This is a genomic window from Streptomyces sp. NBC_01267 (assembly GCF_036241575.1).
GTDB lineage: Bacteria > Actinomycetota > Actinomycetes > Streptomycetales > Streptomycetaceae > Streptomyces.
On sequence record NZ_CP108455.1, the window covers coordinates 889,073 to 909,911 of the forward strand.

At 70.3% G+C, this 20,839-nt stretch carries 18 protein-coding genes; 9 read left to right on the plus strand and 9 right to left on the minus strand.

Features of this window, described 5'->3' with window-relative positions:
* The first annotated feature begins 88 nt into the window (after positions 1-88).
* Both purB and mug read left to right on the plus strand, forming a co-directional pair.
* Positions 89-1,522, plus strand: coding sequence for an adenylosuccinate lyase (gene purB / locus OG709_RS04190; protein ID WP_266644179.1), 1,434 nt, complete (start codon positions 89-91; stop codon positions 1,520-1,522).
* 8 nt (positions 1,523-1,530) lie between these two features.
* Positions 1,531-2,079, plus strand: a complete 549-nt coding sequence (gene mug, locus OG709_RS04195; protein ID WP_250300728.1) for a G/U mismatch-specific DNA glycosylase — start codon at positions 1,531-1,533, stop codon at positions 2,077-2,079.
* A gap of 135 nt (positions 2,080-2,214) precedes the next feature.
* On the opposite strand, the gene OG709_RS04200 is transcribed toward mug, so the two are convergent.
* The 3 genes from OG709_RS04200 to OG709_RS04210 form a co-directional block, all read right to left on the minus strand.
* Positions 2,215-2,652 carry a hypothetical protein gene (locus OG709_RS04200; protein WP_250300729.1) on the minus strand — a complete coding sequence of 146 codons (438 nt, stop codon included), beginning with the start codon at positions 2,650-2,652 and terminating at the stop codon, positions 2,215-2,217.
* A 67-nt stretch (positions 2,653-2,719) separates the two neighbouring features.
* Positions 2,720-3,301: an ABC transporter permease gene (locus tag OG709_RS04205; RefSeq protein WP_329164865.1), complete on the minus strand. Its 582-nt coding sequence runs from the start codon at positions 3,299-3,301 to the stop codon at positions 2,720-2,722.
* A 239-nt stretch (positions 3,302-3,540) separates the two neighbouring features.
* On the minus strand, positions 3,541-4,488 hold the full coding sequence (locus OG709_RS04210) for an ABC transporter ATP-binding protein (protein ID WP_266644175.1): 948 nt from the start codon (positions 4,486-4,488) through the stop codon (positions 3,541-3,543).
* A gap of 108 nt (positions 4,489-4,596) precedes the next feature.
* Here OG709_RS04210 and OG709_RS04215 point away from each other — a divergent pair, with 108 nt between their 5' ends.
* The 3 genes from OG709_RS04215 to OG709_RS04225 all read left to right on the plus strand — a co-directional run bounded on the left by OG709_RS04215 (position 4,597) and on the right by OG709_RS04225 (position 7,639).
* On the plus strand, positions 4,597-5,721 hold the full coding sequence (locus tag OG709_RS04215) for a sensor histidine kinase (RefSeq protein ID WP_266644173.1): 1,125 nt from the start codon (positions 4,597-4,599) through the stop codon (positions 5,719-5,721).
* Between the two features lie 4 nt (positions 5,722-5,725).
* Complete coding sequence (locus OG709_RS04220; protein WP_250300735.1) at positions 5,726-6,376, plus strand: response regulator transcription factor; 651 nt, start codon at positions 5,726-5,728, stop codon at positions 6,374-6,376.
* 105 nt (positions 6,377-6,481) lie between these two features.
* Positions 6,482-7,639, plus strand: a complete 1,158-nt coding sequence (locus tag OG709_RS04225) for an ROK family protein (RefSeq protein WP_250300736.1) — start codon at positions 6,482-6,484, stop codon at positions 7,637-7,639.
* A 37-nt stretch (positions 7,640-7,676) separates the two neighbouring features.
* Here OG709_RS04225 and OG709_RS04230 read toward each other — a convergent pair whose 3' ends face one another.
* Both OG709_RS04230 and OG709_RS04235 read right to left on the minus strand, forming a co-directional pair.
* Positions 7,677-8,438, minus strand: coding sequence for a GntR family transcriptional regulator (locus OG709_RS04230; protein WP_250300738.1), 762 nt, complete (start codon positions 8,436-8,438; stop codon positions 7,677-7,679).
* A gap of 293 nt (positions 8,439-8,731) precedes the next feature.
* Entirely contained in the window at positions 8,732-9,616 is an 885-nt protein-coding gene (locus OG709_RS04235; protein ID WP_326695285.1) for an RNA polymerase sigma-70 factor, read from the minus strand.
* Between the two features lie 158 nt (positions 9,617-9,774).
* On the opposite strand from OG709_RS04235, the gene OG709_RS04240 reads away from it, so the two are divergent.
* Both OG709_RS04240 and OG709_RS04245 read left to right on the plus strand, forming a co-directional pair.
* Entirely contained in the window at positions 9,775-10,605 is an 831-nt protein-coding gene (locus OG709_RS04240; protein WP_326695284.1) for an alpha/beta fold hydrolase, read from the plus strand.
* 369 nt (positions 10,606-10,974) lie between these two features.
* Positions 10,975-12,360, plus strand: coding sequence for a GNAT family N-acetyltransferase (locus tag OG709_RS04245; protein WP_329164868.1), 1,386 nt, complete (start codon positions 10,975-10,977; stop codon positions 12,358-12,360).
* On the opposite strand, the gene OG709_RS04250 is transcribed toward OG709_RS04245, so the two are convergent.
* A complete protein-coding gene (locus OG709_RS04250) occupies positions 12,275-13,489 on the minus strand; it encodes a trans-sulfuration enzyme family protein (RefSeq protein ID WP_266644166.1) in 1,215 nt (404 codons plus the stop codon). The genes OG709_RS04245 and OG709_RS04250 overlap by 86 nt on opposite strands.
* 59 nt (positions 13,490-13,548) lie before the next feature.
* On the opposite strand from OG709_RS04250, the gene OG709_RS04255 reads away from it, so the two are divergent.
* Complete coding sequence (locus OG709_RS04255; protein ID WP_250300743.1) at positions 13,549-14,037, plus strand: Lrp/AsnC family transcriptional regulator; 489 nt, start codon at positions 13,549-13,551, stop codon at positions 14,035-14,037.
* Between the two features lie 101 nt (positions 14,038-14,138).
* Entirely contained in the window at positions 14,139-15,830 is a 1,692-nt protein-coding gene (locus OG709_RS04260) for a DUF885 domain-containing protein (protein ID WP_250300745.1), read from the plus strand.
* 149 nt (positions 15,831-15,979) lie between these two features.
* Here OG709_RS04260 and OG709_RS04265 read toward each other — a convergent pair whose 3' ends face one another.
* The 3 genes from OG709_RS04265 to OG709_RS04275 all read right to left on the minus strand — a co-directional run bounded on the left by OG709_RS04265 (position 15,980) and on the right by OG709_RS04275 (position 20,827).
* Positions 15,980-16,537, minus strand: a complete 558-nt coding sequence (locus OG709_RS04265; protein ID WP_250300747.1) for a GNAT family N-acetyltransferase — start codon at positions 16,535-16,537, stop codon at positions 15,980-15,982.
* Between the two features lie 115 nt (positions 16,538-16,652).
* Positions 16,653-19,664 (minus strand): AAA family ATPase, encoded by a 3,012-nt coding sequence (locus OG709_RS04270; RefSeq protein ID WP_250300748.1) that lies wholly within the window; start codon positions 19,662-19,664, stop codon positions 16,653-16,655.
* A complete protein-coding gene (locus tag OG709_RS04275; RefSeq protein ID WP_266644162.1) occupies positions 19,661-20,827 on the minus strand; it encodes an exonuclease SbcCD subunit D in 1,167 nt (388 codons plus the stop codon). Before OG709_RS04275 ends, OG709_RS04270 begins: the two co-directional genes overlap by 4 nt.
* Positions 20,828-20,839: the final 12 nt, after the last annotated feature.

Here is a 20,839-nt window from a genome sequence, read left to right on the forward strand (position 1 = left end):
TATGCCATGACGGATGATTCCACTCGTAGCAAGCCACAAAGAGCACCGGGGCGCTGGCCTGCAGAAACCGCCAGTAGAATCACTTCACGTGACTGCAAAGCCTCGCATCCCCAACGTCCTGGCCGGCCGCTACGCCTCCACGGAGCTCGCCGTCCTCTGGTCCCCCGAGCAGAAGGTGAAGCTGGAGCGCCAGCTGTGGCTCGCCGTGCTGCGTGCCCAGAAGGACCTCGGGATCGAGGTGCCCGATGCGGCCGTCGCCGACTACGAGCGGGTGCTCGACCAGGTCGATCTGGCCTCGATCGCCGAGCGGGAGAAAGTCACCCGGCACGACGTCAAGGCACGCATCGAGGAGTTCAACGCCCTCGCCGGCCATGAGCAGGTCCACAAGGGCATGACGTCGCGGGACCTCACCGAGAACGTCGAGCAGCTTCAGATCCGGCTCTCGCTGGAGCTGATGCGCGACCGGACAGTGGCCGTGCTCGCACGCCTCGGCAAGCTGGCCGGTGAACAGGCCGAGCTGGTGATGGCCGGGCGTTCACACAACGTGGCCGCGCAGGCGACGACGCTGGGCAAGCGGTTCGCGACGACGGCGGACGAGCTCCTGGTGGCTTACGGGCGCCTGGAGGACCTGTTGGGCCGCTACCCGCTGCGCGGGATCAAGGGCCCGGTCGGTACCGCCCAGGACATGCTCGACCTGCTGGGCGGGGACGAGTCCAAGCTGGCCGATCTCGAACAGCGGATCGCGGGGCACCTCGGCTTCGCTCACGCCTTCACCTCGGTCGGCCAGGTCTACCCCCGTTCGCTCGACTACGACGTGGTGACCGCGCTGGTGCAGTTGGCCGGTGCTCCGTCCTCGCTGGCGAAGACCATCCGGCTGATGGCCGGGCACGAGCTCGTCACCGAAGGTTTCAAGCCGGGGCAGGTCGGCTCGTCCGCGATGCCGCACAAGATGAACACCCGCTCCTGCGAGCGCGTCAACGGCCTGATGGTGATTCTCCGCGGCTACGCCTCGATGACCGGTGAGCTGGCCGGTGACCAGTGGAACGAGGGCGACGTCTCGTGCTCGGTCGTACGCAGGGTCGCTCTGCCCGATGCCTTCTTCGCGTTCGACGGCCTGCTGGAGACGTTCCTGACGGTGCTCGACGAATTCGGCGTGTTCCCCGCCGTCGTCGCCCGCGAGCTGGACCGCTACCTGCCGTTCCTCGCCACCACGAAGGTGCTGATGGCCGCGGTACGGGCCGGAGTCGGCCGGGAAGCGGCGCACGAGGTCATCAAGGAGCACGCGGTCGCCTCCGCGCTCGCGATGCGTGAGCAGGGAGCCGAGCGCAACGAGCTGCTGGACAAACTGGCGGCCGACGAGCGGATGCCGCTCGACCGCGCTCAGCTGGACGCGCTGATGGCCGACAAGCTCTCCTTCACCGGCGCGGCGGGCGCGCAGGTGAGCGCGGTGATCTCCCGGATCGAGGAGATCACCAAGCAGCACCCGGAAGCCGCCGCCTACACGCCGGGCTCGATCCTCTGATCATCGGCATGAAGCCCGAAGAACTCGAAGCCGCCCGCGACCGCCTCGTTCCCGATGTGGTCGCGGAGGGCTTGAGTGTGCTCTTCTGCGGCATCAACCCCGGGCTCATGACGGCTGCGACGGGCCACCACTTCGCCCGGCCCGGCAACCGCTTCTGGCCGGTACTCCACCTGTCGGGCTTCACTCCCCGCCTGCTGGCCCCCTCCGAGCAGCGGGAGCTGCTGACGTACGGCCTCGGCATCACGAACGTGGTGGCACGGGCCTCGGCTCGGGCCGATGAGCTGAGCGCCGACGAGTACCGCGAGGGCGGGCGGGCTCTGACTGCGAAGGTGCAGAAGCTGCGACCGCGGTGGCTCGCCGTCGTGGGTGTCACCGCATACCGCACGGCTTTCGGCGACCTCAAGGCCCGGATCGGACCGCAGACACGGACGATCGGTTCCACCCGGATCTGGGCCCTGCCCAACCCCAGTGGACTCAACGCCCACTGGACCGCGCAGACCATGGCGGAGGAGTACGGCCGGTTGCGTACGGCCGTGGAGAGCGAGGCCGGGTCCTGAACCAGGTGACGGGTCGCTCCGCTGTCACTCCCGTGCCGCTCGCCCGTTGTCCCTTGCTTGCCGTCTCCTGCCTGCTGTCTTCCGCCGGCCCTCTCTTGCCACGTACCGATCGGTTCCGCCCATGTCGACCACATCTCAGGGCGGATCGATCTCGGTGACCGTAGCGATCAACTGAAATTGCAGCTCCTGGTCCCACTGGCCGACGCCGAGAGCGACCCATCGCTCCTCCACCTTCCAGAGATGGAGGTACGGCGTGGTGCCGCACAGCTCGCTCCAGGGTTCGGGGATGTCTTCCCCCTCCGTTTGCCGGCTCAGCACACTCCAGAGGCTGAACATCTGCGACGCGCCCCAGCGTTCATCGAGTGCGATGGCCAGTGACTCGCACTCCGCTTCGTACTGGTCCTCCACTTCCGGGCGACGGGTGCCGTCGTCGTCCCAGAAGTCCTCACTCGTGCACAGCGCCACCACGTGGTACCCGGGCCCGCTGGTGCCCGTCTCCGATCTGCCGTGCCGAGGTGGAAACGGACGGGCCCGCAACAGGTCGATGGCGGCAAGGTACTGGGCGGTGGTCATCACGTCAGTAAACCTGGTACCACTGACAGTTGGCTCACGTAGCGCCTCCTTCGCCCGTGACCTCCGTTCAGGCGTCACGGCGGCTCAGCGCCGCCCAGCCCGCCCCGACGGCGGCTGCCACCCAACCGGCCATCACAGCGAGTCCGCTCCAGGGACCCAGCTGACCTGAAGGATTCTGGAGCAGGGCCTGTTGGCCTGCCCGGTCCGGCAGGAAGTCGGCGAGGCTCGCACTCCGGGACACATCTCCGATCACGAAGGAGACCAGAAGAACGAACGGGATGAGTATCCCCATGACGGCGAGCCCGCTCCGCAGGACAGCTGCCAGGCCCGCGGCGAACAGCGCTATGAGAGCCAGATAGAGCGCACAGCCCACAACGGACCGCAGCCCACCGGGGTCACCGATGCCGATACCCGCTCTGCCGATCAGCAGTTGGCCGACGAGGAAGCAGGTGAGGCTGGTGATCAGACCGACCGCGAGGACAAGAGCCCCGATCGCGGTCAACTTCGCCGCGTAGTACAGGCCTCTGCGCGGGACCGCGGTGAGGGCAAGACGGACACCACCGTTTCGGTACTCGCCCGCAACAACTGTCGCACCGAAACCAATAGCGGCGATCTGACCGAAGTTGAGGCCGAAGAACGAGGTGAGCACGGGGTCGAAATATCTGGCTTGCCCGCATTCTCGTGCCCCACGGTGGCACTGCCGAGCAGGGAGAAAGCCACAGTGGCCAGAAACACTGACAGCAGCGCACCTCCGAGTGAACGCACCGAGCGGATCTTGATCCACTCCGAGTGGAGAACCGCGGGAAAAGACATGTCTCATACCTCCTGGGCCGTACGCGCATACATCCATGTACGAGGTGAAGTTCGAGTTCGAGGCTGACAGCGGGGTCAGGGAGGGGTGGCGGCTCCCATCGGCTTCGCAGTGGTGCGGCGGGCCACAAATTGCGCCAGGTCCGCTGTGAGGTCGAGATAGGCCTGCTCCAACGTGGCTTCCTCCGTAGTGAGTTCCAGCAGCGCGATGCCCTCCGCCGCGGCAACGGGACCGATGTCCTCGACCCGCGCTCCCTCGACCACCAGGCGACCGTCCTCGCACTCGACAAGAGCGAACCCCTCCCTCAGCAGAAGAGCGCGCAGACGGTCCGCATCCGGGGTCCGCAATCGCACTCGGGGCCGGATGCGTGAGTCGATGAACGTCCGTGTCGGGGTGTCGGCCAGCAGCTTGCCCCTGCCCAGGACCACCAGATGATCGGCGAACGAGGCGGTCTCGTTCATCAGATGGCTGGAGACCAGAACCGTTCTGCCCTCTTGGGCGAGACGCCGCATCAGCTCACGGATCCAGATGATTCCTTCGGGATCCAGCCCGTTCGACGGCTCGTCCAGCAGCAGTACCGACGGTTCCCCGAGCAGGGCGGCGGCTATTCCGAGTCGTTGCCGCATGCCGAGCGAGAACGTCCTGATGCGGTGGTCCGCGACACTCGCGATGCCCGCCTCTTCCAGGACCGCGCCCACCCGGCGGGCAGATATGCGATTGCTGACAGCGAGAGCAAGCAGATGGTCGCGGGCCGTGCGAGCTCCGTGCGCGGCGTTCGCGTCGAGCAGCGCCCCCGCAAGTCCCAGCGGCTGAGCGGCAGTCGTGTACTTCCGCCCACCGATCGTGGCCGTACCGGAAGTCGGACGGTCCAGGCCCAGCAGCAGCCGCATCGTCGTGGACTTGCCGGCGCCGTTGGGGCCCAGGAAGCCGGTGACCCGGCCGGGCCTGACACTGAAGGTGAGCCGGTCCACAGCGCGGGTGGTCCCGTACTCCTTGGTGAGTTCCTGGACATCGATGCTGGTCATGTCTTCAGCGTGACGGCCGGCCCACGCCTGCCGCGTCCCCCGTGCGGGGAGTTCGGATCCCCCGTGCGGGGGAGCCGCCCGCACCGGTGGGGCTGGCACGATATCGGCATGCTCCGCCTGCTCCGGCCGATACTGCGCCCGGTCACCTACACGCGATGGCTGCACATGTGCGTCCCGCTCGCGTTTGTCGCCGTGTGGCTGTTCATCGACATGCGCGACTTCTACGTACCCGCCCTCCTGGTCATTCCGGTCGGGCTCGTCCCGGCGGTCAGACTGGAGGAAGGGATACAGGCCCAGCTGCTGTTGACCCCGCACGAGCGGGGGCGCCCCGATGCCTCGATCGCCGTGGCATCGTCCCTGACATGGGCCGACCGCTGGCGCACGGTGCTGTGGCTGGAGGCAAGGCTGCTGTTCAGTGTCCCGGCGCTGCTCCTGCCTGCGCAGCTGGCCCTGCTGATACCCAGGCTGCTCGCCGTCGCTTCCTGGTGGTCCGCGCTGCTCGTCCCCCTGGTGGCAGCCGCGATTCCCTTCAGCGTCATCACATCCGGGGCGCTGATCACCGTGGTTGGACGTCGGCTGCTCGGGCCGTCGGCGGCCCAGCGGCTGACCGTACTGGAGGAGCGCACCGAGCAACTGCTCGAACGCAACCGCATCGCGCGCGAGCTGCACGACTCCATCGGTCATGCCCTGACGGTGGCTGTGGTGCAGGCCGGCGCGGCGCGGGCCGTGAAGGACCCGGCGTTCACCGATCGGGCGCTGGCCGCGATCGAGGAGACCGGGCGGGAAGCACTCGACGATCTGGAGCGCGTACTGCTCATTCTCCGGGAGTCGGGCACACCGGTGGGGCAGCGTCCGTCCCTCAGCGAGGCGGACCGGCTGCTGGAGTCCGCGCGCACCTCAGGGGCGAAGGTGGAGGCCGAGGTGAGCGGTCCGGTGGAGCTGGTGCCCGGCCCCATCTCCCGGGAGGGGTACCGCATCCTCCAGGAGGCACTCACCAATGTGCTGCGTCACTCGGGCCCCGTTCCGGTGCGCGTACGGATCGCCGTGGTGGCCGGTCTGCTCGACCTGGAGGTGACCAATCCGCTGAGTGGCGCCGCAGGCCGCTCGCCCGGCGGCAGCGGACTGCGCGGTATCCGGGAGCGTGCGGCTCTGCTGGGCGGGACGGCGGAGACCGGTCCCCACGAGGGTGATTGGAGGGTGTATGCGCAGTTGCCGCTGGACGGCCTAGGCTGACCGGGTGCCGATCACCGTGCTCCTTGTCGACGACGAACCTCTCGTACGCGCCGGACTGCGCGCGGTCCTGGAGGCCCAGCCAGACATCGAAGTGGTCGGCGAGGCAGCGGACGGCGCAGCCGTGGTGCCGCTGGTGCGGCAGCTGCGGCCCGATGTGGTGGCGATGGACGTGCGGATGCCTTTGCTGGACGGCATCGCGGCCACCCGGGCGGTGCTGCGGTCCGCACAACCGCCACCGAAGATCCTCGTCGTGACGACCTTCGAGAACGACGAGTACGTCTACGAGGCGCTGCGCGCGGGCGCCGATGGTTTTCTGCTCAAGCGGGCCCGTCCGGCCGAGATCGTCCACGCGGTGCGGTTGATCTCCGAGGGCGAATCCTTGTTGTTCCCGGCCGCGGTCCGTTCGCTCGCCGCGGAGTACGGCAACAGCGCGGCCCGCGAAGTCCTGGACCGGGCCGCGCTGACGGAACGGGAGGCCGCGGTGCTGCGGCTGATGGCCCGCGGTCTGTCGAACGCGGAGATCGCCGCCCAGCTCGTGATCGGGGCCGAGACCGTGAAGTCCCACGTCAGCGCCGTGCTGGCCAAGTTGGGAGCCAGGGACCGCACCCAGGCGGTCATCGCCGCGTACGAATCCGGATTCGTCGCTCCCGCCTGATCCGGGGGCCGGCCCGGGGCCCGCGACCGGCTCCACTCGCCGCCCGCCCGGTCACCCGGTACCATCCGGCAGACACAAGCACGAGCTGAGCTGGGAGGACACACGTTGGGGCAGCTGACCGGCGGGGATCCCTCGTTGCTGCGGCGGATCAACTCGTCCGTGGTGCTCCACGCACTACGTGGCGCGGTGTTCCCGACCTTGACCGATCTCACCCGCATCACCGGGCTGTCCAGGCCGACGGTCGAGGGCGTGATCGAAGGTCTCATAGTGGCCGGACTGGTCGTCGAGGACGCACCCGAGGAGGGTGAGACCCGTCGGCAGGGGCGCCCCGCCCGACGGTTCCGGTTCCGTGCCGAGGCCGGCCACCTGCTCGGCATCGAGATCGGGCCGCACCGGGTAGCCGCACTGCTCTCCGGCCTCGACGGCCGGATCCTCGGCGCGGGTTCCCGTGAGGTGTCGGAGACAGCATCCGCCGACGAACGGCTGGAGCGGGTCCGCGCCACGGTCGCCGATGTGCTGCGCCGGACCGGAGTGGCACGCAGCAGTCTGCGCGCGGTCGGCGTCGGCAGCCCCGGCATCGTGGAGGCCGACGGCACCGTACGGCTGGGCACCGCGCTTCCCGAGTGGACGGGACTCGCGCTCGGCGAGCGGCTCCGACGCTCGTTCCGTTGCCCGGTGCTTGTCGAGAACGACGCCAACGCCGCTGCGGTCGCCGAGCACTGGAAGGGCGTGGCGACCGAATCCGACGACATCGTCTTCGTGCTCGCCGGGCTCAGCCCCGGTGCGGGATCGCTGATCGGCGGACGGCTGCACCGCGGCTTCGGCGGTGCAGCCGGTGAGATCGGCGCACTGCATCTGCTGGGCCGCGATGTCACACCGGAGAAACTGCTCTCCACCACGGACGAGCCGCTGCATCCGCTGGACGAGCTCGCTGTGGCCGAGGTCTTCGCCCATGCCAAGGAGGGCGACGCACGGGCCCGGGCCGCCGTCGAGCGGTTCATCCAGCGGTTGGTGCACGATGTGGCAGCGCTGGTTCTGGCGCTCGATCCGGAACTGGTCGTGATCGGGGGCTGGGCTGCCGGGCTCGACGGCGTACTGGAGCCGCTGCGCGGCGAGTTGGCGCGCTACTGCCTGCGCCCGCCACAGGTCGCGCTCTCCCTGCTCGGCGAGGCCGCGGTGGCGACAGGTGCGCTGCGGCTCGCGCTCGACCACGTGGAGGAGCAACTGTTCGCGGTGGAGAGCACGGTGACGGCCCGCCGCTGAAGTCGGTGGCGGGCCGCGCATGAGCGCGTATCAGGGGTCAGCAGGCCTTCTCCGGCAGCTGGTCGCTGATCTCCAGGTCGCCCGAATCACCGAAGGTCAACCGGCAGGTGTCCGCCCGGTAGGTGGCCACCGATACCGCGAGGGTCCTGCCCCCGGCGAGGTATCGGGTGGTCACGACGAGCACGGGCGCCCCCGGCAACCGGTCGAGCTCTTTCGCGTCCTCGGCACGGGCCGAGCCGAGTTCGACCGCGCGGTCCTGCCCCTCCAGGCTGAGGTGCTGGAGCTCGCGCAGCACCCCACGGGCCCGCGCAGGGCCCGACGGCACGTCGATGGCCGACAGTCCGGGCACGGACGCGGTCGGGACGTAGAGCAGTTCCGTGGCGACGGACTGGCCGTGTGTCACCCGGATCCTGCGTACCGTGTGGACCTCGTCGTCGCTCTCCACGTCGAGCATCCGGGCCACCGCGGCCGGTGGCACAGTGCCCCCGCACCCGACGGGTTCCCAGGCGTCGTCGGACGCTCCGGGCCAGGTCTGCTGCGAGGTCGACACGTCGACGCCCACGCGCGGCGGGGCGACCGTGGTGCCCACTCCGCGGCGGCGCTGAAGTCGGCCTTCCAGCTCCAGCTGTTCCAGCGCCTGGCGCAGCGTGGCTCGGGCGACCCCGAAACGGGCAGCCAGTTCACGCTCGTTCGGAAGGATCTCCCCCACGGCGAAATCCGAGTCCAGTGCGTCACTGAGAACGGTCTTGAGATGCCAGTACTTCGGCTCCGGCACCGACTCCAGCTGCGTGGTCCCCACCCTGATCCTCCGCAATCGCCGTAACCCGGCGGCTTTTCTGTGCCCTTATTTATTAAAGGTTCCTGCACTATCCCTGCGAGAGTAGGACGGCGCCTCTCCTTGGTCAAGACCAATCCTCGCCCCGCTACGGAGCGAAGCCGGGTCCTGCCGCAGAGCGTTCACGGGATGTTCTCGATGGGGTCCCGCACAGCACGGAGCCCCGCGGCCAGATCGGCTCGCGGGGCTCGGCTCGCGGGGCTCTGCGCGCGGGGTCAGGGGTTCCCTTGAAGGCGGAACCGTCCTGGAACGAGGGGTTACTTCTCGGCAAGCAGGGCGAGTTTGTCCGGGTTGCGCACGATGTATATCTTTGCGATGCGGCCGTCAGCGACCTCCACCTGGAACACCGAGTCCACCTTGCCCTCGATGTACACCACGAGCGCAGGAGCGCTGTTGAGCTCCCTGAAGCGAAACTCGGCGCCCGCGAGCCCCTTTGCGGCGGTGCCGAGGATGAAGCGACCCACCTTGTCCGCGGTTTCGATGACCCGCAGCGGCGCCTTGGACTTGCCTCCGCTGTCGCCCACCAGCCGCACATCGGGGGCGAGGAGCGAGAGCAACTGCTCCAGGTCCCCGCCCGCCGCCGCGGCCAGGAACCGTTCCGTCAGGTCACGCCGTTCGACCGGATCGACGTCGTAGCGCGGCTTCCGTTCCTCCACGTGACGCCTGGCCCGACCGGCGAGCTGACGTACGGCGGCCTCACCGCGGTCGAGTACGGCCGCGATCTCCCCGTACGGAAACCCGAAGGCCTCCCGCAGCACGAACACCGCACGCTCCAGCGGCGAGAGCGATTCGAGCACCACAAGGACGGCGAACGAGACGGACTCCGCCAGGACCGCCCGTTCGGCCGTATCCGTCACCGTGTCGCCGTACTCGGTGGCGAGCGGCTCGGGCAGCCAAGGCCCTACGTACGCCTCGCGGCGCGACTTCACGTGCCGGAGCCGGTCGATGGCCAGCCGGGTAGTGATCGTCACGAGAAACGCACGCGGTTCGCGTACCTCCTCGCGGTCCTCCGCAGACCAGCGCAGCCATGCCTCCTGCACGATGTCCTCGGCGTCGGCCACCCGGCCGAGCATGCGGTACGCCACTCCGGTCAGTACGGAGCGGTGCTGTTCGAAGAGTTCCGTCACGGTGTCGGTCGCCACTCCCCCATCCCAGCCGACCGATCGGAGGCTGTCCAGGAGGTACCCGTCCGACGCCGCCCTCTTGAAGTGCAAGCTACCGGAGGGTAATTGTTACTGACGCAGTGTCTAAGATTCTCCTCCCTGTCATCGGGGAGCCCCCCGACCAGAGGGAGCAGAGCATGACCGCCCAGGTCACCTTTACGGTCGACACCCCCGCGGGTCACCGCCCCGTATCGATCGCGTACGAGCGCGCAGGGAGCGGCGATCCACTCCTGCTGCTGCACGGCATCGGCCACCACCGGCAGGCCTGGGACCCCGTGCGGCACATTCTGGCCGCCGAACGCGAGGTGATCGCCGTGGACCTGCCCGGTTTCGGCGCTTCGCCCGCGCTGCCCGAGGGCGTGCCGTACGACCTCGCCTCCGTGGTGCCCGTGCTCCGGGCCATGTGCGGGGCGCTCGGGATCGAGCGGCCGCATGTCGCCGGGAACTCCCTCGGCGGGCTGCTCGCGCTGGAGCTCGGGAACCGGAATCTCGTCCGGTCGGTCACCGCGCTGTCGCCTGCCGGGTTCTGGACGCAGGGCGAGCGGCGCTACGCCTTCTCGACACTGACCGCGATGCGGCACGGGGCGAGGATCCTGCCGCTCCCCGTCATCGAACGGCTCTCCCGCTCGGCGGCCGGGCGGGCGGCCCTCACCGGCACCATCTACGCACGGCCCGGCCGCCGTTCACCGGAGGCCGTCGTGGCGGAGACCCTGGCACTGCGCACCGCGACGGGGTTCGCCGAAACCCTCGCGGCCGGACGGGACGTCCTGTTCACCTCCGAGGTGAACAAGGTGCCCGTCACCGTTGCCTGGGGTACCAGGGACCGGCTGCTGCTGCGCCGCCAGGGGATCCGCGCCAGGCACACCATGCCCGCCGCCCGGCTGGTGCGACTGCCCGGCTGCGGCCACGTTCCGATGAATGACGATCCCGCACTGGTGGCCCGCGTCATCCTGGACACCAGCCGCTGAGCCCACCCCGACATCCGGCCACGCGTTCGGCCGCGTTCCACACCTCACCCCGCTCCGGTCGCCGCCGTCCGGCCGGGGAACCGTCCACCCTCGCGACGGCGTCGTACGGCTGGTACTCGGATGCGCATCCGAGTACCGCCAGAGATCGAGCACGGTGTCCGGCTGCCGGCAGGAACCAATTGATGCCGGGATCGGTTCACTTGGGGTGAGGGGGTACGTTCAATGGCAGTTTCATCACCATGGCGCATGGAATCTCGCGCGCTGCGCCGCGCCTGGCGGAAAATGGGCCTTAATCAACCAAAACCACACTTAACCCATCAGTCACAGAGTGTTCGTGATCGCGCAACACCGCTGAGTCACAGTGACGCCATGACTGATACGACTTCCGCGAAGAGTGTCCGCCATCCGCACCGCTGGCGCCGGGATCTCATCGAACTGGCTGCCCTGTTCACCGCTGTCGCCCTGGCCGACGTCGTCGCCGATCTGGTCGCGCACGGACCCGACGGCCCCTTTCTGCTCGTCGCCGCCGCCGTGGCTCTCTCCGGTACGGCCGCCTTCCACCTCTGGTGGGCGCAGCGGCACAGCCACGCCCCGCCGCCCGCCGCCGCAGCTGATACGCCGCACGAGGACGAGATGGTCCGGCCGGAGACCGCCCTGTGGCGCATGCGCACGACCGTGCGGGACGAGCCGGGCAGCCTCGCTGCCCTGTGCACCGCGCTGGCCCGTCACCGGGTGGACATCCTGACGCTCCAGACCCACCCTCTCGCCGACGGCACGGTCGACGAGTTCCTGTTGCGCGCGCCGGTCACGTTCCAGGCCCAGCATTTGGGCCACGAGATCGCCTCGGCGGGCGGGAACCACACATGGATCGAGCGCGCGGACGCCCACGACCTCGTCGACACCCCGACCCGGGTTCTCGGACTCGCCACCCGTACCGCGCTCGACACCGCCGAACTTCCCCTGGCCCTGAGGCAGTTGCTGGGCCGCTGCACGATCCGGTCGCTGCCCGCCCCGGCCGACGGCACACCGGCCGACGATCCGACCCCCATGGACGGCGCGCTCCAGGAGACCGTGATGCGGCTGCGCGACCCGTCAGGCGGAGCCATCATCGTCGAGCGGCCGTATCTCCCGTTCACCCCCACGGAGTTCGCGCGGGCTCGCGCGCTCATCGAGCTCGACGCCCGGCTCGGCTCACGGATGCCCCACAGCCGGGACGTGTTCACACTGCCCGAGGGCAATGAGATCACCGTGCGCAGGGCCGGTCCTGACGACGTGCAGGCGGCCCGCGCGATGCACGACCGGTGCACCGAGCGGACCCTCGGTCTGCGCTACCACGGCCCGGTGGGCGACGCCGACCGCTACCTCGACCACCTGCTGAGCCCCCGCTTCGGCCGCACCCTCGCCGTGCAGACCGCTTCGGGGCGCATCGTCGCCCTGGGCCACCTTCTCCGGGACGGCGACGAGACCGAGGTCGCCCTGCTCGTCGAGGACGACTGGCAGCGCCGGGGCATCGGCTCCGAACTGCTCGGCCGGCTGATGGCGATGGCGGACGAAGCGGGCTGCGAAAGCGTGTACGCCGTGACGCAGGCCGCCAATACCGGGATGGTGGCGGCCATGCGCGGTCTCGGGCTGCCGATCGACTACCAGATCGAGGACGGCACGCTGGTGATCACCGCACGGCTTGCGGCGACACCCGACCGCTCGCGTCTTCCGCATGAACTCCCTTACGGGCAGAGCGAACAGAGTGGTTGCTGAGCGCACCGTCCAGGTCCCGCCACAGGTCGTCGACGTCCTCAAGACCGACGGACAGCCGCAGCAGTTGTTCGCTCACACCCACGGAACGCCGGTCCTCCTCGGCCACGATGCGGTGGCTGATGGAGGCCGGGTGCTGAATGAGACTGTCGACGCTCCCGAGGCTGACAGCTGGGGTGATCAGCCGTACACCGGCGATCACTTGGTGCGGATCTCCGTGCACCTCGAAGGCGACCATCGCGCCGCCCAGCTTCGGGTAGTGCACGCGTGCGACCCGCGGATCGGCCGCCAGCCGGCCGGCCAGGTCCGCCGCGCCGGCCGCCGCTGCCTTCATCCGGACCGACAGCGTCGAGAGTCCGCGCAGCAGCAGATACCCGGCCAGCGGATGCAGTACGCCGCCCGTCGCGAACCGGATCCTGCGCAGCGTCCGCGCGAACTCCTCGTCGCAGGCCACCACTCCGGCCAGCACGTCACCGTGGCCGCCGAGATACTTCGTGGCACTGTGCAGGACGATCCGCGCGCCGTGTTCCGCCGGCCGCTGGAGCACAGGCGTGGCGAACGTACTGTCGACGAGTAGCGGCACCGATCCGCAGGAGTGGGCGAGCGCCCGGATGTCGATCTCCGCGAGCGTCGGATTGGCCGGTGTCTCGACCATCACCAGACCGGTTCCGGGCCGTATCGCGTCGGCAACACCTGCCGGGTCCGTCCAGGTCACCTCGGTGCCGAGCAGTCCCGCGGTGAGGAGGTGGTCGCTGCATCCGTACAACGGGCGGACGGCCACCACATGACGCAGCCCCTGGCTCGCCCGTGCGAGCAGGACCGCGGTGAGCGCGGCCATGCCGCTGGCGAACGCCACGGCGCTCCCGGTGCCTTCCAGCCGGGCGAGTGCCGTCTCGAACCGGGCCGTGGTCGGGTTGTCGAGCCGGGCGTAGACCGGCGGGCCGTCCGGGCGGGCGCCGGTGACGGCGAACTCGTCGATGCGCGCCGCCTCGCGCCTGCTGTCGTAGGAGGGGTAGGTGGTCGAGAGATCGATGGGTACCGCGTGCAGACCGAGGCCGGCGAGGTCTTCGCGTCCGGCGTGCACGGCTTCGGTGGCGAGGGCCCTGGGTGTGGCCGAGGCATCGGATTCCATGGCTGGACTCTGAACACCCGTAAGGGGATGCGGGAAAGATCCCGTGTTACGTTCGCCGGATGGCCGAATCTGTCGTACTCGACCCGGTGGATCTGCATCTGCTCAGCCTGCTGCAGAACGATGCCCGGACGACCTACCGCGAACTGGCGGCCGAGGTCGGCGTGGCCGCGTCGACCTGTCTCGACCGGGTGGCGCGGCTGCGCCGCTCCGGGGTGATACTCGGCCAGCAGCTCAGACTCGACCCGGCAAAGCTCGGCCGGGGGCTGCAAGCACTGCTCTCGGTCCAGGTACGGCCGCACCGGCGGGAACTGGTGGGGCCGTTCGTGGAGCGCATCCGGGTCCTGCCCGAGTCACTGGCCCTCTTCCATCTGGCGGGCCCCGACGACTACCTCGTGCACGTAGCGGTGGCGGACACCGCCGACCTGCAACGTCTGGTGCTGGACGAATTCACCGCGCGCCGCGAAGTCGCCCGGGTCGAGACCCGGCTGATCTTCCAGCAGTGGGACTGCGGCCCGCTGTTGCCACCTGCGCGAGGAACCGGGGCATAGGCCGCTGTGGTTCGGAAGGCCGGGAACTCGGGATCCCGGTGGGAGCAGTCCGGTGTCGAAGAGTGTTGGCGCTGATCTCTCCGACGTACCAGGATGTCCCCATGTCACAGACTTCCGACCGCCCACTGCCCCGCCAGGTCGCCGACGCCTATGTCGACGACCTGATCGCACTCGACCCGATCACCGGCACCTATCTCGGCGTGAGCGAGAGCTCCAGCCGCCTCCCGGACTTCTCCCCGGCCGGACAGGCCGCCCTCGCCGGGCTCGCCCGGACGACACTGGCCGCACTCGACGAGGCGGAGCGCAGGCCGGGAGGCGACAGCGACGCCGAACGGCGCTGCGGAAGGCTGCTGCGCGAGCGGCTCAACGCCGAACTCGCCGTGCACGAAGCCGATGAGGCGCTGCGCGTCGTCAGTAACATCCAGTCCCCGGCGCATTCCGTGCGCGAGGTGTTCACCGTGACACCGACCGAGACGGACGCGGACTGGGCCGCAGTCGTGAAGCGGCTGGACGGCGTCCCCGCCGCGCTCGGCGGCTACCGGGAATCTCTGGCGCTGGGCCTTGAGCGGGGGCTGCTCGGCGGTCCGCGCCCCACCGAGACCTTCGTCGGCCAGCTCGCGGAGTGGGCGGGCGACGGCTCCGCCGGCAGCGGTTGGTTCGAGGTGTTCGCGGCTGCCGGCCCGCAGGCGCTGCGCGAGGAACTGGACACCGCTGCGGGCGCGGCGACCGCTGCCGTGGCGGAGCTGCGGGACTGGATGCGCGATGTGTACGCGCCCGCCGTCGAGGACGCACCGGACACCGTGGGCCGTGAGCGGTACGCCCGCTGGTCGCGCTACTACAACGGCACCGACCTCGATCTCGACGAGGCGTACGCGTACGGCTGGTCCGAATACCATCGGCTGCTCGCCGAGATGAAGACCGAGGCCGAGAAGATCCTGCCCGGCGCCGGGCCGTGGGAGGCGCTCGCCCATCTCGATGAGCACGGCACGCACATCGAGGGCGTGGACGAAGTGCAGAAGTGGCTCCAGGGGCTGATGACGGAAGCCATGGACGCGCTGGACGGCACCCACTTCGAACTCGCCGACCGGGTGAAGCGGGTGGAATCCCGCATCGCCCCGCCCGGCGGGGCCGCAGCCCCGTACTACACGTCGCCCTCGGAGGACTTCTCCCGCCCGGGGCGCACTTGGCTGCCGACCATGGGCGAGACCCGCTTCCCGGTGTACGACCTGGTCTCGACCTGGTACCACGAGGGCGTGCCCGGTCATCACCTCCAGCTGGCGCAGTGGGTGCATGTCGCGGACCAGCTCTCCCGCTATCAGGCGAGCGTCGGCTTGGTCAGCGCCAACGCCGAGGGCTGGGCGCTCTATGCCGAACGCCTCATGGACGAGCTGGGATTCCTGCCGGACGCGGAGCGCAGGCTCGGGTACCTGGACGCGCAGATGATGCGTGCCTGTCGGGTGATCGTGGACATCGGCATGCACCTGGAGCTGGAAATTCCGGCGGACTCGCCCTTCCACCCGGGCGAGCGGTGGACACCGGAGCTGGCCCAGGAGTTCTTCGGCAACCACAGCGGGCGACCGGCGGACTTCGTGGAGAGCGAGCTCGTCCGCTATCTGTCGATGCCCGGCCAGGCCATCGGGTACAAGCTGGGCGAGCGTGCGTGGCTGCTCGGCCGGGAGAACGCCCGTAAGGCGCACGGCGATTCCTTCGATGCGAAGGCCTGGCACATGGCGGCGCTGTCGCAGGGGTCGCTGGGCCTCGACGACCTGGTCGACGAACTCTCGAAGCTGTAGCCGCTCAGCTGCGGACAGCGGCCGGGCTCACGCGAGTGGCGTGGGCCCGGCTGCCGGGACGCTGCGGACTCTCCCGGCGACACCGAAGGGGCGGTGGTCACGCACCGGCCGTCTTCCCTGGTGGGTCTGCGTGTTGAGGAAGACCGGGATCAGCGTTCGCCCGCCGGGTGCCGCTGGGCGAACTCGTCGGCGAGCATGCTCATCACCACGACGTCGTGGTGCCGACCGTCGAGGAACGCGTGATCGCGGAGGCGCCCGTCCTCTACGAGACCGAGTCGGCGCTGGAGCTCCAACGACGCCTCGTTGCACGCGAAGACGTGTGCTTCGCACTTGTGAAAGCGCTGCTCGGCGAACATGAAGCGCATCAGCAGCCGGGCGGCTTCCGCCGCGTACCCCTTACGTCGGTGGTCCGCGCCGATCGTGACGCCGTACTCGAACCGGCCCGCACGGCGGTCGGCGTGGTGGGAGCCGATGACACCGACGACGGCCCCGGTGTCGACGGCTTCGATCACCAGCTGGAAGCAGTCGTCGCCGGGCTTGGCGGCGGCCTGTTCCTTGGCCCGGACACGGTAGTTCTCCGCGGACCGGGGAGGGTGCAGTACGTCACCCAGCCGCTCCTCGTCCTCGGCGAAGCGCATGAACGCGGTCCAGTCGTCGGGTTCGATGCCGCGCAGGCGTACCCGCTTGCCTTTCCAGAACGATGTCATCCCGCTATCCGACCAAGCCCGGGTATCCGTGTCCAGGAAAACCGGTGAGCGGGAGAAATGAAGCCGCTCCTGCCTGGCGGTGGCTCGGCCGGGCTGTCTTCGGGCGGCCGGCTCCTCAGCCGTCGGCTCCTGCCGTGCGGTGCCGAACCGCCGACCCGTGGCGCTCCTTGACGATCTCCAGCTGGGTCGGGATCCGCCGGCGCAGATCGGCGACATGGCTCACGATGCCGACGCTGCGGTCCCGTTCGCGCAGCGAGTCCAGCACATCGAGGACCTCGTCCAGCGTCTGGTCGTCCAGGCTTCCGAAGCCCTCGTCGATGAAGAGCGTGTCGAGCCGCATGCCCCCCGCTTCGTCGGTGACCACATCGGCGAGCCCCAGCGCCAGGGCCAGGGAGACGAAGAACGTCTCGCCGCCGGAGAGGGTCGCCGTGTCGCGCTCCCTCCCGGTCCAGGAATCGACCACGTGCAGGCCGAGTCCTGATCTGCCCCGCCCGCCGTCTCTGGCGTCGGAGTGCACCAGGGTGTAGCGGCCCGAGGACATGAGGTGCAACCGGGCCGTGGCGGCGGCGGCCACCTGCTCCAGACGGGCCGCCAGGACGTACGACTCCAGACGCATCTTGCGTTCGTTGTCAGCGGCGGTGCCTGCGGTGAGGGTGGCGAGTCGCGCCACCCTCTCGTACTCCGACCGGAGCGGTCCGAGCCGGTCCCGTTCGACGGATGCCTGTTGCGAGAGGCGTACCAGCGCGGTGCGGCGCTCACCGGCCGCGTCGAGCGCCGAAGCCGCGTCCCGCAGCGCGTGTTCCGCTGTCGCCAACGCGGTCAGGGCGGCCTCCGGAGCAGCCGGTGGACGGGTGGCCGCGTCGGCCGCGTCCTGCTCGGCCAGCCGGTCGGCGACTGCGGCTTCCTCGGCCTGCCATGCGTCGAGCCGCTGCTGCAGTTCGCGGTGCTCCGCGTCGTCCGCCAACTCGGCCACCGCTGCCTGCGGGGTGTCGAACCCGGCGCGGAAAGCGGCCTCGGCGAGTCGGCCGTCGGCCTCCTTCAGCCGCTGGGCGGTGGCGTCGACAGCGCGCACCGCCTCGGCGGCCCGGTCCAGGAACAGCACCCGGCGCTCCAGCAGCGCGGCGTGTTCGGCGACACTGCCTGCCGCACCGCGCGCCAGCGCCAACTCCTTCTCCAGCAAGTCCTGTTCGGCCTCCAGGGCCTCTCGCCGGGACGTCCGGGCGGCGACTCTGCGTTCGGCCTGCTGCTGCGCCGTGATCCGTTCGCCGTGCTCGCGCTCGGCCCGGCTGCGAGCTTCCCGTGCGGCGTGGGTGTCTGCCGCGATCTGATGGGCCCTGGTGTGCTCGCGGCGCAACTCACCCACGAGCTCTTCGAGTTCGCCGACGGAGGCGCTGCCGGATCCGGCGCGCGCCTCGGCGATCGTCTCCCGGACGGTGCCGAGCGCGCGCTCGGCCGCGGCCCGGTCCTGATCGGCACGGGTGTGCGTCTCGTACGCTGCTTCCTCCGCGGCACGGTCCACATGCCCCGTACCGGCCCGTGCGGGCATCGGGTGTTCGGTGGCGCCGCATACCGCGCAGGACTCGCCGTCGCGCAGCCCGGCGGCCAGCTCGGCCGCGATGCCGCGCAGTCGGCGCTCACGGAGGTCGAGCCAGGTCTCGCGTGCGGCGTTCGCGTGCTCGCGGGCGGCGTCGAGCCGTCGGCCGGCCGCCGCCGATTCGTCCGTGAGCCGGTCGCGGGTGCGCGCGGCCTCCAGCCTCAGACGGGCCGGTTCGAGCTGTCCGGCCAGCTGCTCGGCACGGGTCGCCGCTTCCTGGGCCGCGTCGATCCGGTCCTGGCAGCGGCGGCTCACGGCCTCCCAGCCGGCCAGCCAGCCGGCTGATTCCTGGATCAGTTCGTCGTCGGCACGGGCCTGCCGGTCCAGCCCCGCACGCTCCGCGGTGATGTCGGCGCTGCGTCGCTCGGCCCGTCTGGCGGCCTCGAGGCCGCCCAGTTCCTGCCGGAGCTTGCGCTCGTGCGCGGAGAGCTGCTCGGCGCCCGCGCCCGCGAGTTCATCGGGGAGCCTCTGTGTGAAGGCCTCCCAGGCGCGGGCCGCGGCACGATGGTGCTCCGCGGCCCCGTCGCGCTGGGCCAGCGGGTCGGCGATCCGTTCGGCGCGCCGTGCCCGGTCCAGCCGGTCGCGCGCCGCTTCACGCTCGGTCCGGCATCCCGCCAGCGCCTCGGCGCGCCGACGGGTCTGCTCGAACCGCTCCTGGAGCCTGGCGAGTTCTCGTTCGGCTTCCAGGGCGAGCCGGGCAGCGGCTTGTCTGTTCTCCGCTGCCGACACGGCCGACCGTGCGATGTCCAGACGCTCCCGGGCTCCGCTGCGGGCGACCGCGGCCCACACCAGGACGGACTCCGCGAGGCCCGGTTCGCCGGGCCGGTCGCCGGGCGGCGGCCAGTCCCCTGCGGCGGGGCCCGCAGCCTCCGCCATCCGGTGGGCGAGGGTCAGCAGCCGTTCGTCACCGGCGAGCACCTGCGCCTCGGCCGCCCTGCGCAGGACGGCGAGCCGTTCCTCGACTGCCGCGAAACGGCGGGTGTCGAAGAGCCGGCCCAGCAGTTTGCCGCGCGCCTCCGCGTCGGCGCGCAGGAACCGGGCGAAGTCGCCCTGGGGCAGCAGGACCACCTGGCAGAACTGCTCCCGGCTCATGCCGACGAGTTGGGTGATCTCCTCGCCGATCTCCTGGTGGGACCGGCTCAGGGCCCGCCAGTCGCCGCTCCGCGGGTCGTACTCGCGCAGCCTGCTCTGGGCCTTCTCCATGACGAGCCCGGTGCCGCGTTTCTTGGGGCGCGGCTGCGCGGGCAGCCGGGTGATCTCCAACCGACGTCCGCCGATGGTCAGTTCGAGGGAGACCTCGGTCGGTTCGCCGACGGGCGCGTGATCGCTGCGCAGGCCGGCACCGGGGGTCTGTCTGGCACCGGGCACCGCGCCGTACAGCGCGTAGCAGACAGCGTCGAGGACGGAGGTCTTGCCCGCTCCGGTGGGCCCGTGGAGGAGGAAGATCCCGGCGGCGGAGAGCGCGTCGAAGTCCACCTCCTGCGTGGAGCCGAAGGGGCCGAAGGCGGTGATACGCAGGGAGTGCAGCCTCATCGCGCCACCTCGCTCACACCGTCGTCCACCCGCACGTCGTCGATGGCGCCCGACAGCACGCCCCGCTCCGCCTCGTCGGGCCCGGCCCCGCCCCGTACGTGCGCCACGAAGTCCTCCGCGATCTGCTGGTCGGTACGGCCTTCGAGGCGCCGCGCGTACGAGACGAGCGGGTCCTCCACGCCCCGGTCGGGGTCGAACAGCAAGCTGAGCGTGTGCGGGAAGCGCCCGGCCAGCCTGGTCATGGGCTCGTCCGGCCGCACCGGGTCGGTCAGGGTCGCCTCGACCCAGGAGTCCTCGTGCCGCTCCAGCGCCGGGTCCGCCAGCAGGTCCGCCAGCGTGCCCCGGATCCTGGCGATCCCCCTGGGGACGGGGCAGTCGATCCGCTCCGCGGTGATCTCCCCGGCGGGCCCCAGATCGACCAGCCACATCGTCTTGCGGTGCGCGACCTCGGAGAAGGAGTACGCGAGGGGGGAGCCCGAATAGCGGATCCGCTCGGAGAGCGTCTGGCTGCCGTGCAGATGGCCGAGCGCCACGTAGTCCACGCCGTCGAAGACGCCGGCCGGTACGGCGGCCACCCCGCCGACGGTGATGTCCCGCTCGCTGTCGCTGGGCTCGCCTCCGGCGACGAACGCATGGGCGAGGACCACGGAGCGGGTGCCGGACGCGCGCTGCGCGAGATCGGCCCGCACCCGGCCCATCGCGGCGGCGAGCACGGCCTCGTGCCCTGTCTTCGCCGCTTTCAACTCATCACGTACCAGGGCTGGTTCGAGGTACGGCAGCCCGTACAGCGCGACATCGCCGTGCGCGTCGGAGAGGATCACCGGGGTGGCACAGCCCGCCGGATCGGTCCGCAGATGTATCCCCGCCCGCCCGATGAGGCCCGCGCCGACCCCGAGCCTGCGTGCGGAGTCGTGGTTCCCCGAGATCATGACCGTCGGTACGCCCGCCTCGGCGAGCCGGTGCAGCGCCCGGTCGAACAGCTCGACGGCGGCGAGCGGCGGCACCGCCCGGTCGTAGACGTCCCCGGCCACCAGGACGGCGTCCACCCCGTGCTCACGCACCGTCGCCAGCAGGTGATCGAGGTACGCGGCCTGGGCGTCGAGGAGCCCGACCCGGTGGAAGGACCGGCCCAGGTGCCAGTCCGATGTGTGCAGCAGCCTCATGTTGCCCGAGGT

Bases quoted from the DNA above. Each gene is read 5' to 3' on its own strand.
- mug (WP_250300728.1), top strand. From the start codon at position 1,531: ATGAAGCCCGAAGAACTCGAAGCCGCCCGCGACCGCCTCGTTCCCGAT.
- OG709_RS04270 (WP_250300748.1), bottom strand. From the start codon at position 19,664: ATGAGGCTGCACTCCCTGCGTATCACCGCCTTCGGCCCCTTCGGCTCC.
- OG709_RS04255 (WP_250300743.1), top strand. From the start codon at position 13,549: ATGGCCGAATCTGTCGTACTCGACCCGGTGGATCTGCATCTGCTCAGC.
- OG709_RS04245 (WP_329164868.1), top strand. From the start codon at position 10,975: ATGACTGATACGACTTCCGCGAAGAGTGTCCGCCATCCGCACCGCTGG.
- OG709_RS04215 (WP_266644173.1), top strand. From the start codon at position 4,597: ATGCTCCGCCTGCTCCGGCCGATACTGCGCCCGGTCACCTACACGCGA.
- OG709_RS04250 (WP_266644166.1), bottom strand. From the start codon at position 13,489: ATGGAATCCGATGCCTCGGCCACACCCAGGGCCCTCGCCACCGAAGCC.
- OG709_RS04200 (WP_250300729.1), bottom strand. From the start codon at position 2,652: ATGACCACCGCCCAGTACCTTGCCGCCATCGACCTGTTGCGGGCCCGT.
- OG709_RS04260 (WP_250300745.1), top strand. From the start codon at position 14,139: ATGTCACAGACTTCCGACCGCCCACTGCCCCGCCAGGTCGCCGACGCC.
- OG709_RS04265 (WP_250300747.1), bottom strand. From the start codon at position 16,537: ATGACATCGTTCTGGAAAGGCAAGCGGGTACGCCTGCGCGGCATCGAA.
- OG709_RS04210 (WP_266644175.1), bottom strand. From the start codon at position 4,488: ATGACCAGCATCGATGTCCAGGAACTCACCAAGGAGTACGGGACCACC.
- OG709_RS04275 (WP_266644162.1), bottom strand. From the start codon at position 20,827: ATGAGGCTGCTGCACACATCGGACTGGCACCTGGGCCGGTCCTTCCAC.
- OG709_RS04240 (WP_326695284.1), top strand. From the start codon at position 9,775: ATGACCGCCCAGGTCACCTTTACGGTCGACACCCCCGCGGGTCACCGC.